Source organism: Enterobacter sp. BNK-16 (genome assembly GCF_048684955.1).
GTDB lineage: Bacteria > Pseudomonadota > Gammaproteobacteria > Enterobacterales > Enterobacteriaceae > Enterobacter > Enterobacter bugandensis.
The window spans coordinates 1,752,881-1,765,034 of the sequence record NZ_JBLQTQ010000001.1 but is presented as its reverse complement, the minus strand read 5'-3'; the positions used below and the strand labels follow the sequence as shown (position 1 = coordinate 1,765,034).

The following is a 12,154-nucleotide window of genomic DNA, read 5'->3' as shown; positions in this document are numbered from 1 at the left end:
CTACTCCTCATCCCCGCGCGCGGCAATGTGACGATTGCCGAGGGTAATGAACTCTTCCAGCAGCGCCGTCAGCTGCTTCATCTTCTCCGGCGTGTATTCCGCCTCAATCTGCTGATACGCCTCTTCCACCTGCGCCTGGGCGTGCTCGTACAGCGCATTTCCCTCTTTGGTCAGCGACACGTACAGCTTGCGCTGGTCGTTCACCGGCTTTAAGCGCAGCACCAGGCCGTCGCGCTCCATGCGCGTCAGAATGCCGGTCAGGCTCGGGCGCAGAATACAGGTGCGAAACGCCAGATCGTGAAAATCCATCGACGGATGTTCAGCCAGCACGCGCACGATGCGCCACTGCTGCTCGGTGAGGTTATGCCGCTTCACAATCGGACGGAAGTACGACATCGCCGCTTCCCGCGCCTGCAAAAGCGCGATGGTTAATGAATCATGCATAGCCTCTCCCCTTCACATCATTAACAAGTAAACGATTCATAAAAGATGTTTTTATAAACAACACGTTTCCTGCCAGAAAGTCTAACAGAAACCATTCTATTTTATTAAGCAACTGATTTACATAGCATTAAAATCCAACATGTAAATTTATTGTTATTCATATCACAAATTCTTCACTTCTGATTGCGAAATAAACAGCAAAAGCATAAAACCAGATCATTAACATATTAATGAAATCATAACCCGGACCGTCGGGGTGAGGAGTAGGTGAATGAAAGGTACCGTATTTGCCGTCGCGCTGAACCACCAGAGTCAGCAAGAAGCCTGGGCTGAGGCGTTTGAAAAAGCCCCTTACAACACGCCGCCAAAAACGCCGGTGTGGTTTATCAAACCGCACAACACGGTGATTCGCGCGGGCGAGCCCATTCCTTTTCCGCAGGGGGAAACGGTGTTAAGCGGCGCGACGGTGGCTCTGGTTGTGGGTAAAACCGCCAGCAGGGTGCGCGTAGAGGACGCCGCGGCCTACATCGCGGGATACGCGCTGGCCAACGAGGTGAGCCTGCCGGAAGAGAGCTTCTACCGCCCGGCCATTAAGGCCAAATGCCGGGACGGCTTTTGCCCGCTTGGCGAGCTGGCCGCCGTTGATAACGTCGACAACCTGACCATCATCACCGAGATCAACGGCCGCGAAGCGGACCACTGGAACACCGCCGATCTGCAGCGCAGCGCCGCCGAACTGCTGAGCGCCCTGAGCGAATTCGCCACCCTCAATCCCGGCGATGCGATCCTGCTCGGCACACCGCAAAGCCGCGTGGAGATCCGCCCGGGCGATCGCGTGCGGATTCTGGCGGAAGGTTTCCCACCGCTGGAAAACCCGGTGGTGAACGAGCGCGACGTTGCCCTTTCCCACCGCACGCCTGAACACGCCACGCTGTTCGCCCTCGGTCTTAACTACGCCGATCATGCCAGCGAGCTGGACTTCAAGCCGCCCACCGAGCCGCTGGTGTTTATCAAAGCGCCGAACACCTTCAATGGCGACAACCAGACCTCGGTGCGCCCGAATAATATCGAATACATGCACTACGAGGCGGAGCTGGTGGTGGTCATCGGTAAAACCGCGCGTAAGGTGAGCGAAGCCGAGGCGATGGAGTATGTCTCGGGCTACACGGTCTGCAACGACTACGCCATCCGCGACTACCTGGAAAATTACTACCGCCCGAACCTGCGGGTCAAAAGCCGCGACGGATTAACCCCCATCAGCCCGAACATCGTGCCGAAAGAAGCCATTCCTGATCCGCATAACTTAACCCTGCGCACCTTCGTCAACGGCGAACTGCGTCAGGAAGGCACCACCGCCGATCTCATTTTCAGCATTCCTTACCTGATTGCGTATCTGAGCGATTTTATGACCCTACAGCCGGGCGACATGATCGCCACCGGCACGCCGAAGGGGCTGTCCGACGTGGTGCCGGGCGATGAAGTGGTGGTGGAAGTGGAAGGCGTGGGCCGCCTGGTGAACCGGATTGTCAGCGAGGAGACTGCAAAATGAAAAAGATTAACCACTGGATCAACGGTAAAAACGTCGCCGGAAGCGAGTACTTCCATACCACTAACCCGGCCTCCGGCGAGGTATTAGCGGAAGTCGCCTCCGGCGGTGAAGCGGAAATTCATCAGGCCGTTGCCGCCGCTAAAGAGGCGTTCCCGAAATGGGCCAACCTGCCGATGAAGGAGCGCGCGCGCCTGATGCGTCGCCTGGGGGATTTGATCGACCGGAACGTGCCCGAGATCGCCGCCATGGAAACCGCCGACACCGGCCTGCCGATCCACCAGACCAAAAATGTGCTCATCCCGCGCGCCTCGCACAACTTCGAGTTCTTCGCCGAGGTGTGCCAGCAGATGAACGGCAAAACTTACCCGGTCGACGACAAAATGCTCAACTACACGCTGGTGCAGCCGGTGGGCGTCTGCGCGCTGGTGTCGCCGTGGAACGTGCCGTTTATGACCGCCACCTGGAAGGTCGCGCCGTGCCTGGCGCTGGGCAACACCGCGGTACTGAAGATGTCTGAACTCTCGCCGCTGACCGCCGACCGTCTGGGCGAGCTGGCGCTGGAGGCGGGCATTCCGGCGGGCGTGCTGAACGTGGTGCAGGGATACGGGGCGACGGCAGGCGACGCGCTGGTGCGCCACCACGACGTGCGCGCCGTCTCCTTCACCGGCGGCACCGCCACCGGGCGCAACATCATGAAAAACGCCGGGCTGAAGAAATATTCCATGGAGCTGGGCGGCAAATCCCCGGTGCTGATTTTTGAAGATGCGGACATCGAGCGCGCGCTGGACGCCGCGCTGTTCACCATCTTCTCCATCAACGGCGAGCGCTGCACCGCGGGCTCGCGCATCTTTATCCAGCAGAGCATTTACCCGGAGTTCGTCAAGCGCTTCGCCGAACGCGCCAATCGCCTGCGCGTGGGCGATCCGACCGATCCGAACACCCAGATTGGCGCGCTCATCAGCCAGCAGCACTGGGAGAAAGTCTCCGGCTATATCCGCCTCGGCATCGAGGAAGGCGCCACCCTGCTGGCGGGCGGCCCGGACAAACCGGTCGATCTGCCTGCACACCTGAAAGGCGGCAACTTCCTGCGTCCGACGGTGCTGGCGGACGTCGACAACCGCATGCGCGTGGCGCAGGAGGAGATCTTCGGGCCGGTGGCCTGCCTGCTGCCGTTTAAGGACGAGGCGGAAGGGCTGCGCCTGGCGAACGACGTGGAGTACGGCCTGGCGTCATACATCTGGACCCAGGACGTCAGCAAGGTGCTCCGTCTGGCGCGCAACATTGAAGCGGGCATGGTGTTCGTCAACACCCAGAACGTGCGCGACCTGCGCCAGCCGTTTGGCGGCGTGAAGGCCTCCGGCACCGGCCGCGAGGGCGGCGAGTACAGCTTTGAAGTGTTCGCGGAGATGAAGAACGTCTGCATCTCCATGGGCGACCATCCGATTCCAAAATGGGGGATCTGACAATGGGCAAGCTAGCGTTAGCGGCAAAAATCACCCACGTGCCGTCGATGTATCTTTCCGAGCTGCCGGGGAAAAACCACGGCTGCCGCCAGTCGGCCATCGACGGGCATAAAGAGATCAGCAAGCGCTGCCGTGAACTGGGCGTGGACACCATCATCGTGTTCGACACCCACTGGCTGGTGAACAGCGCGTACCACATCAACTGTGCGGATCATTTTTCAGGCGTCTACACCAGCAACGAGCTGCCGCACTTTATCCGCGACATGACGTACGACTACGACGGCAACCCGGAGCTCGGGCAGCTGATCGCCGACGAAGCGGTGAAGCTCGGCGTGCGCGCCAAGGCGCACAACATCCCGAGCCTCAAGCTGGAGTACGGCACGCTGGTGCCGATGCGCTACATGAACGCGGATAAGCACTTCAAAGTGATCTCCATCTCGGCGTTCTGCACGGTTCACGACTTTGCCGACAGCCGCAGGCTGGGCGAGGCCATCGTCAGCGCCATCGAAAAGTACGACGGCACCGTGGCGGTGCTCGCCAGCGGCTCGCTGTCGCACCGCTTTATCGACGACCAGCGCGCGGAGGAAGGGATGAACAGCTACACCCGCGAGTTTGATCGCCAGATGGACGAGCGCGTGGTCAAGCTGTGGCGGGAGGGCCAGTTTAAAGAGTTTTGCAGCATGCTGCCGGAGTACGCCGACTACTGCTACGGCGAGGGCAACATGCACGACACGGTGATGCTGCTGGGGATGCTGGGCTGGGATAAATACGACGGCAAGGTGGAGTTCCTCACCGAGCTGTTCGCCAGCTCCGGCACCGGCCAGGTCAACGCCGTTTTCCCGCTGCCCGCATAAGGAGTCGTTATGCCGCACTTTATTGCTGAATGTACCGACAACATCCGCGCGCAGGCCGACCTGCCGGGGCTGTTCGCCAAAGTGAACGAGGCGCTGGCCGCCACGGGGATCTTCCCGCTCGGCGGCATCCGCAGCCGCGCCCACTGGCTGGACACCTGGCAGATGGCGGACGGTAAGCATGATTACGCCTTTGTGCATATGACGCTGAAGATCGGCGCCGGGCGCAGCCTGGAGAACCGGGAAGCCGTGGGGGAGATGCTGTTTGCGCTGATCAAAACCCACTTCGCGGCGCTGATGGCGGAGCGCTATCTGGCGCTGTCGTTCGCCATGGAAGAACTCGATCCGACGCTCAACTACAAACAAAACAACGTGCACGCGTTGTTTAAGTAGCCGTCTGCTCGCCCGGTGGCGCTGCGCTTACCGGGCCTACAACAGCCCCGAACGTAGGCCGGGATCGCTACGCGCCACCCGGCAAAAACAGGATATCGCCATGCTCGATAAACACACCCATACCCTGATCGCCCACCGCCTGCATCAGGCGGAACAGTCCCGGGAGCAGATCCGCGCGATCTCGCTGGAGTACCCGGAGATCACCATCGAAGACGCCTACGCCGTACAGCGCGAATGGGTGAGCCTGAAAATTGCCGAAGGCCGCGTGCTGAAAGGCCACAAGATTGGCCTCACCTCGAAAGCGATGCAGGCCAGCTCGCAGATTAGCGAGCCGGACTACGGCGCGCTGCTGGACGACATGTTCTTCCACGACGGCAGCGACATCCCCGTCGATCGCTTTATCGTCCCGCGTATCGAAGTGGAGCTGGCCTTCGTGCTGGCAAAACCGCTGCGCGGCCCGAACTGCACGATCTTCGACGTCTACAACGCCACGGACTACGTCATCCCCGCGCTGGAGCTGATCGACGCCCGCTGCCACAACGTTGACCCGGAGACCCAGCGCCCGCGCAAGGTGTTCGACACCATCTCCGACAACGCCGCCAACGCCGGGGTGATCCTCGGCGGTCGTCCGATTAAGCCCGACGCGCTGGATCTGCGCTGGATCTCCGCCCTGCTCTACCGCAACGGCGTGATCGAAGAGACCGGCGTCGCCGCAGGCGTGCTTAACCACCCGGCGAACGGCGTGGCGTGGCTGGCGAACAAGCTCGCGCCGTACGACGTACAGCTTGAGCCCGGACAGATCATCCTCGGCGGCTCGTTTACCCGTCCGGTTGCCGCCAGCAGGGGCGACACCTTCCATGTTGACTACGGCAACATGGGCTCCATCAGCTGTCGCTTTGTATAAGGAGGCGACCATGCAAAACGCATTCAAAGCGGCGCTGAAGGCGGGCCGCCCGCAAATCGGTTTATGGCTGGGGCTGACCAGCAGCTACAGCGCAGAGCTGCTGGCCGGGGCCGGTTTTGACTGGCTGCTGATCGACGGCGAGCACGCGCCGAACAGCGTGCAGACCGTCCTGACCCAGCTCCAGGCCATCGCCCCTTATCCCAGCCAGCCGGTAGTGCGCCCGTCGTGGAACGATCCGGTGCAGATCAAGCAGCTGCTGGACATAGGCGCGCAAACCCTGCTGGTGCCGATGGTGCAAAACGCTGACGAGGCGCGGCTGGCGGTAAGCGCCACCCGCTACCCGCCTGCGGGCATTCGCGGCGTCGGCAGCGCCCTGGCGCGCGCCTCGCGCTGGAATCGCATCCCGGATTACCTGCATCAGGCTAACGACGCCATGTGCGTGCTGGTGCAGATCGAAACCCGCGAGGCGCTGAAAAACCTGCCGCAGATCCTGGACGTGGAAGGCGTCGACGGCGTGTTTATCGGCCCGGCGGATCTGAGCGCCGACATGGGCTTTGCCGGCAATCCGCAGCACCCGGAGGTGCAGGCCGCCATCGAGCAGGCGATCGCGCAGATCCTCAGCGCGGGCAAAGCGCCCGGCATCCTGATGGCGAATGAACAGCTGGCGAAACGCTATCTCGGCCTCGGCGCATTGTTTGTGGCGGTCGGTGTGGATACCACCCTGCTCGCCCGCAGCGCCGAAGCGCTGGCGGCCCGCTTTACCGACGTCACCACAGCAGTTGATAACAATAAATCCGTCTACTAAACGTACGATGTGGAGCGCAACATGACGACCTCAACCCTGCATAATAAAGATGTAGAACATCGCGCAATAAATAAGCTGTTCCGTCGTTTGATCGTGTTTCTCTTTATCCTGTTTGTTTTCTCGTTTCTCGATCGCATTAACATCGGCTTTGCCGGGCTGACGATGGGCAAAGATCTGGGCCTCACGTCGACCATGTTTGGCCTGGCCGCGACGCTGTTTTACGTCACCTACGTGCTGTGCGGGATCCCCAGCAACATCATGCTGGCGAAGGTCGGCGCACGCCGCTGGATCGCCGGGATCATGGTGGTGTGGGGCATCGCCTCTACCTGCACCATGTTCGCCACCAGCCCTGAAACGCTTTACGTCCTGCGCATGCTGGTAGGCATTGCGGAAGCCGGTTTCCTGCCGGGGATTTTGGTCTACCTCACCTGGTGGTTTCCGGCCTATCACCGCGCCCGCGCCAACGCGCTGTTTATGATCGCCATGCCGGTGACCATGATGCTTGGCTCGATCCTCTCCGGGTATATTCTGGCGATGGACGGGCTGTGGAGCCTGAAGGGCTGGCAGTGGCTGTTTCTGCTGGAGGGGCTGCCGTCGGTGGTGCTCGGCGTGGTGACCTGGTTTTACCTCAACGACACGCCGGATCAGGCCACCTGGCTGGATGAAGACGAAAAGCAGGCGCTGAAAAGGATGATCGCGCGCGAGCAGGAGGTCGCCATCGCCCAATCCGTCACGCCGCGCTCGACGCTGCGCGAGGTGCTTACGCCCGCCGTGCTGCTCTACACGCTGGCCTACTTCTGTCTGACCAATACGCTGAGCGCGATCAACATCTGGACGCCGCAGATCCTGCAAAGCTTCAACACCGGCAGCAGTAATATCGTGATTGGCCTGCTGGCGGCGATCCCGCAGTTTTGTACCATCCTCGGGATGATCTGGTGGAGTCGCCGCTCCGACAGGCTGAAAGAGCGAAAAAAGCACACCATCCTGCCGTACCTGTTTGCAGCGGCGGGATGGATGCTGGCCTCAGCGACCGATCACAGCCTGATCCAGCTGCTTGGCATCATCATGGCCTCAACCGGATCGTTTACCGCCATGGCGATATTCTGGACCACGCCGGACCAGGTTATTAGCCTGCAGTCACGCGCGGTGGCGCTGGCGGTGATCAACGCCATCGGTAATGTCGGATCCGCCGTCAGCCCGCTGCTGATTGGGATCCTGCGCGACGCGACCGGCAGCTTCAGTTCCGGGCTGTGGTTTGTGGCGGGTCTGCTGGTGGTCGGCGCGCTGGTGCTGACGCGCATCCCGATGACCCACCCGGTTCAACAGAGGAACGATCATGTGCCAGAGCCCTATCGCCAACATTGATATCAGCAAGGAGTACGACGAAAGTCTGGGCACCGACGACGTGCACTATCAGTCGTTCGCCCGCATGGCGGCCTTTTTTGGCCGCGACATGCAGGCGCATCGTCACGACCAGTATTTTCAGATGCACTTTCTCGATACCGGACAGATTGAACTCCAGCTCGACGACCACCGCTATTCGGTGCAGGCCCCGCTATTTGTGCTGACGCCGCCGTCGGTGCCGCACGCGTTTATCACCGAATCCGACAGCGACGGGCACGTGCTGACGGTGCGCGAGGATCTCATCTGGCCGCTGCTGGAGGTGCTCTACCCCGGCACGCGGGAAGCATTCGGCCTGCCGGGGATCTGCCTGTCGCTTGCCGACAAGCCTGACGAGCTGACGGCGCTGAAGCACTACTGGCAGCTCATCGCCCGGGAATCCACGGCGCAGCTGCCGGGCCGTGAGCATACGCTGGTCCTGCTGGCGCAGGCGGTATTTACCCTGCTGCTGCGCAACGCGAAGCTCGACGACCACGCGGCCAGCGGGATGCGCGGCGAGCTGAAGCTGTTCCAGCGCTTTACCCAGCTGATCGACACCCATTACCACCAGCACTGGACGGTGCCGGAATACGCCAGCGAACTGCATCTGACCGAATCCCGCCTGACGGACATCTGCCGCCGCTTCGCCAACCGCTCGCCGAAAAGGCTGATCTTCGACCGGCAGCTGCGCGAGGCCAGGCGCCTGCTGCTGTTTTCCGACAGCGCGGTCAGCGAGATTGCCTGGCAGCTGGGATTTAAGGATCCGGCCTATTTCGCCCGGTTTTTCAATCGCCTGACGGGCTGCTCGCCCAGCGCGTATCGGGCGCAGAAAGTACCGGTTTCCTGAGCGCATCGCGGTATGTAGGGCGGGTAAGCGCAGCGCCACCCGCCAAAAACCCGCACAGATCACAAATCCCAATCCCGCCCGAAAAGTACCCGCCGTTGTCCCAATCGTCCCTTCACGTTCCGCCCCTCTCACGCTTCAATTAAACAACAAAAACAAAACATAAATTTAACAACCATCTTCCGATACGAGGTCCCTATGAAGCCTGAAGATTTCCGCGCTGATGCCAAACGTCCGTTAACCGGCAAAGAGTATTTAAAAAGCCTGCAGGATGGACGCGAGATTTATATCTACGGCGAGCGCGTTAAGGACGTCACCACCCACCCGGCGTTTCGCAATGCGGCGGCGTCCATCGCCCAGATGTACGACGCCCTGCACAAGCCGGACATGCAGGACACGCTGTGCTGGGGCACCGACACCGGCAGCGGCGGCTACACCCACAAATTTTTCCGCGTGGCGAAAAGCGCCGACGACCTGCGCCAGCAGCGCGACGCCATCGCCGAGTGGTCGCGCCTGAGCTACGGCTGGATGGGCCGCACGCCGGACTACAAAGCGGCGTTCGGCTGCGCGCTGGGAGCGAACCCTGCCTTCTACGGTCAGTTCGAGCAGAACGCCCGCAACTGGTACACCCGCATTCAGGAAACCGGCCTGTACTTTAACCACGCCATCGTCAACCCGCCGATCGACCGCCACAAGCCGGCGGACGAGGTGAAGGACGTCTACATCAAGCTGGAGAAAGAGACCGATGCCGGGATTATCGTCAGCGGTGCGAAAGTCGTCGCAACCAACTCGGCGTTGACCCACTACAACATGATCGGTTTTGGCTCCGCGCAGGTGATGGGCGAAAACCCGGACTTCGCACTGATGTTCGTCGCGCCGATGGATGCCGAAGGCGTGAAGCTGATCTCCCGCGCCTCGTACGAGATGGTGGCAGGCGCAACCGGCTCCCCGTATGACTACCCGCTCTCCAGCCGCTTCGACGAGAACGACGCGATCCTGGTGATGGATAACGTGCTGATCCCGTGGGAAAACGTGCTGATCTACCGCGATTTCGACCGCTGCCGTCGCTGGACGATGGAGGGCGGCTTCGCCCGCATGTACCCGCTTCAGGCCTGCGTGCGTCTGGCGGTGAAGCTCGACTTCATCACCGCCCTGCTGAAGAAATCCCTGGAGTGCACCGGTACCCTGGAGTTCCGCGGCGTGCAGGCAGATCTCGGCGAAGTGGTGGCCTGGCGCAATATGTTCTGGGCGCTGAGCGACTCCATGTGCTCCGAAGCCACGCCGTGGGTGAACGGCGCGTACCTGCCGGACCACGCGGCGCTGCAAACCTACCGCGTGATGGCCCCGATGGCCTACGCGAAGATCAAGAACATCATCGAACGTAACGTGACCTCCGGGCTAATTTATCTGCCGTCCAGCGCGCGGGACCTGAACAACCCGCAGATCGACCAGTATCTGGCGAAGTACGTGCGCGGCTCCAACGGAATGGATCACGTCGAACGCATCAAGATTTTGAAACTGATGTGGGACGCCATCGGCAGCGAGTTTGGGGGTCGTCACGAGTTGTACGAAATCAACTACTCCGGCAGCCAGGATGAGATCCGCCTGCAATGCCTGCGTCAGGCGCAAAGCTCAGGGAATATGGACAAGATGATGGCAATGGTCGACCGCTGCATGTCCGAATACGACCAGCACGGCTGGACCGTGCCGCACCTGCACAACAACAGCGATATCAACATGCTCGACAAGCTGCTGAAATAGCGCAGCGGGAGGTTACAATGCATTCAGATGAACAACGCCTGCGTTTTCGCGACGCAATGAGCAGCCTGTCGGCGGCGGTCAATGTGGTCACCACCGAGGGCGACGTCGGACGCTGCGGCATTACCGCCACCGCCGTCTGCTCGGTGACGGATACCCCGCCGTCGGTCATGGTCTGCATTAACGCCAACAGCGCCATGAACCCGGTCTTTCAGGGCAACGGCAGGCTGTGCGTCAACGTGCTGAACCACGAGCAGGAGATCATGGCCCGCCACTTCGCCGGGATGACCGGGATGGCAATGGAGGAGCGCTTTGCCCTCTCCTGCTGGCAGAAAGGCCCGCTGGGGCAGCCGGTGCTGAAAGGCGCGCTGGCGAGCCTGGAAGGCGAGATTACCCAGGTGCAAACCATCGGCACGCATCTGGTTTATCTTGTCGAAGTGAAAAACATCATCCTGAGTGACGCGGGACACGGCCTGATCTACTTTAAGCGCCGTTTCCACCCGGTGATGATGGAGATGGAAGCCGTCGTGTGATCCCCCTCGCGCTGGCCTTTTTCGGGCCAGCGCCGCTTTCTACAAAAATTCCTAAGGTTTCAGCTAAATCACGCCGTTATATATCCATAAGAGAAATTTTCTGTGCCTGAATACTGACATCTCCGGTCAGTGCTTTTGCATTGTTCAGCGCATACCCAATATACAGGAAGACCTTATGGCTAAAACGACGCGGAGCCGCTCGGCTGAACGTCTGGTCGATATTCTCCTTGAGCTACATTTACACGGGGTGGTAAACCGCAGTGCGCTAATGGAGAAATTTAAAATTACCGAGCGTACCGTCTACCGGGATTTAAATGCGCTCTCGCCCATTGTTGAGCATACCGGTAACGGGCTATATCGACTGATCCATTCCGCCCAATCTCCCGGCGGGCAGGGATTACATCATGCTCTGGCTAACTTCCTGAATGCCGATAACTTTTTCCCTGAAAGAAATACGGACTTCTGGCAAAAGCTGGAGGCGCGCGTCGACGAAAACCATATTCTTATCCTCGGTAATGACGCAGAGCACACGGTGCAGCGTGATATCCGCCGCCATTTAGCGAAAATCGAGAAATCGATTAAGAACCATAATGTCTGTCAGATCGTTTATAAGGGTAAAACCCGTCTGATTAATCCCTATAAACTCATTAACAAAAAAAATATATGGTATTTACAAGCTACCGAAAATAGCCGGTTGAAATCCTTTTCATTAAGCCAGATTAGCTGGTTTGATGTTCAAAAAACCTTTTTTACCCCTGATGAAAATGTTCGGGAACTGCTGGAAAAAAGCCTCGACCCGTGGGTGTCCGAAACTACTTTCACCGTGAAAATATTCATTAAGGATAATATTTCACATTACTTCCTGCGCCGCGATCTCCTGCCGGAACAGGAGCTGCTGGAGGAGCGGCGCGGCGGCGTCACGCTGCGCTGCCAGGCGGCACACGAAAACCAGATCCTGCCGCTGCTGTTCTACTGGCTGCCGAATATTCAGATCCTGGAGCCGAGCTGGCTGAAGGAGAAGCTCATCAAGACGCTGGAAAGCTACCTGTCGATGGAGCGCAGCCCGGAAAACCACGTGATCTCAATCACATAATTTCCCCGACCAGCGGCGAGCCTGAACCACTCGCCGCGTCCTTTGACCGCTCACCCATCACTTTCAACCACTCACTCATTTACCGTCCTTTACGCGCGCGCGGATCTGGCACGATCGCTCCAGCATTAATCAATACC

Annotated in this window: 12 protein-coding genes; 11 read left to right on the top strand and 1 reads right to left on the bottom strand. The window is 59.8% G+C overall.

Going from position 1 to position 12,154, the window contains the following annotated elements:
- Entirely contained in the window at positions 1–444 is a 444-nt protein-coding gene (hpaR, locus tag ACMGGH_RS08510; RefSeq protein ID WP_063942918.1) for a homoprotocatechuate degradation operon regulator HpaR, read from the bottom strand.
- Positions 445–715: 271 nt separating this feature from the next.
- On the opposite strand from hpaR, the gene hpaG reads away from it, so the two are divergent.
- From hpaG to ACMGGH_RS08455, 11 genes are all read left to right on the top strand, one after another.
- Complete coding sequence (gene hpaG / locus ACMGGH_RS08505) at positions 716–1,993, top strand: 4-hydroxyphenylacetate degradation bifunctional isomerase/decarboxylase (protein ID WP_232948651.1); 1,278 nt, start codon at positions 716–718, stop codon at positions 1,991–1,993.
- Positions 1,990–3,456: a 5-carboxymethyl-2-hydroxymuconate semialdehyde dehydrogenase gene (gene hpaE / locus ACMGGH_RS08500; RefSeq protein WP_232948652.1), complete on the top strand. Its 1,467-nt coding sequence runs from the start codon at positions 1,990–1,992 to the stop codon at positions 3,454–3,456. The genes hpaG and hpaE overlap by 4 nt, the downstream gene beginning before the upstream one ends.
- Before the next feature lie 2 nt (positions 3,457–3,458).
- Positions 3,459–4,310, top strand: a complete 852-nt coding sequence (gene hpaD / locus ACMGGH_RS08495) for a 3,4-dihydroxyphenylacetate 2,3-dioxygenase (protein WP_041911312.1) — start codon at positions 3,459–3,461, stop codon at positions 4,308–4,310.
- Between the two features lie 9 nt (positions 4,311–4,319).
- Positions 4,320–4,700 carry a 5-carboxymethyl-2-hydroxymuconate Delta-isomerase gene (locus tag ACMGGH_RS08490; protein ID WP_028015402.1) on the top strand — a complete coding sequence of 127 codons (381 nt, stop codon included), beginning with the start codon at positions 4,320–4,322 and terminating at the stop codon, positions 4,698–4,700.
- A 100-nt stretch (positions 4,701–4,800) separates the two neighbouring features.
- On the top strand, positions 4,801–5,604 hold the full coding sequence (gene hpaH, locus ACMGGH_RS08485; protein WP_045259529.1) for a 2-oxo-hept-4-ene-1,7-dioate hydratase: 804 nt from the start codon (positions 4,801–4,803) through the stop codon (positions 5,602–5,604).
- A gap of 10 nt (positions 5,605–5,614) precedes the next feature.
- Positions 5,615–6,409, top strand: coding sequence for a 4-hydroxy-2-oxoheptanedioate aldolase (gene hpaI / locus ACMGGH_RS08480; RefSeq protein ID WP_059354706.1), 795 nt, complete (start codon positions 5,615–5,617; stop codon positions 6,407–6,409).
- Between the two features lie 21 nt (positions 6,410–6,430).
- A complete protein-coding gene (hpaX, locus tag ACMGGH_RS08475; RefSeq protein WP_182033688.1) occupies positions 6,431–7,774 on the top strand; it encodes a 4-hydroxyphenylacetate permease in 1,344 nt (447 codons plus the stop codon).
- Positions 7,746–8,636, top strand: a complete 891-nt coding sequence (gene hpaA / locus ACMGGH_RS08470) for a 4-hydroxyphenylacetate catabolism regulatory protein HpaA (RefSeq protein WP_028015398.1) — start codon at positions 7,746–7,748, stop codon at positions 8,634–8,636. Before hpaX ends, hpaA begins: the two co-directional genes overlap by 29 nt.
- A gap of 195 nt (positions 8,637–8,831) precedes the next feature.
- Positions 8,832–10,394, top strand: coding sequence for a 4-hydroxyphenylacetate 3-monooxygenase, oxygenase component (hpaB, locus tag ACMGGH_RS08465; RefSeq protein ID WP_194386369.1), 1,563 nt, complete (start codon positions 8,832–8,834; stop codon positions 10,392–10,394).
- 17 nt (positions 10,395–10,411) lie between these two features.
- Positions 10,412–10,924, top strand: coding sequence for a 4-hydroxyphenylacetate 3-monooxygenase reductase subunit (locus tag ACMGGH_RS08460; protein WP_182033684.1), 513 nt, complete (start codon positions 10,412–10,414; stop codon positions 10,922–10,924).
- Between the two features lie 175 nt (positions 10,925–11,099).
- A complete protein-coding gene (locus ACMGGH_RS08455) occupies positions 11,100–12,017 on the top strand; it encodes a helix-turn-helix transcriptional regulator (protein ID WP_048957191.1) in 918 nt (305 codons plus the stop codon).
- Positions 12,018–12,154: the final 137 nt, after the last annotated feature.